Genomic DNA, 253 nt, shown 5'->3' with positions numbered 1-253 from the left:
TGGCTGCGCGAAGGCCGCGCCGACCTTGTCGCCATCGACAGCGTCACCTTCGATTACCTGGCCCGTTTCGCGCCCGCCGAAGTGGCCGGGCTGCGCATCGTCAGCCGCAGCGCGCCGAGCCCGACATTGCCCTATATCGGCCCGGGGAGTTTGAGCGATGAGCGCCTGGAGCAGATTCGCGAAGCGATGAACCTTGCGCTGCAGGATCTTGCGCAGGTGGGTGAAACGCTGGGCCTGCAAGCCGTGCTGGCGG

1 pseudogene is annotated in these 253 nt (G+C 67.2%); it reads left to right on the top strand.

Annotation, left to right across the window (positions count from 1 at the left end):
- A pseudogene (locus tag AC0L3U_RS39840) lies at positions 1–253 on the top strand (phosphate/phosphite/phosphonate ABC transporter substrate-binding protein); the annotation flags it as partial.

The organism is Bradyrhizobium sp. Kon69, from assembly GCF_055807515.1.
The sequence above is the reverse complement of the archived record's forward strand: the minus strand, read 5'-3'. Positions and strand labels throughout refer to the sequence as shown.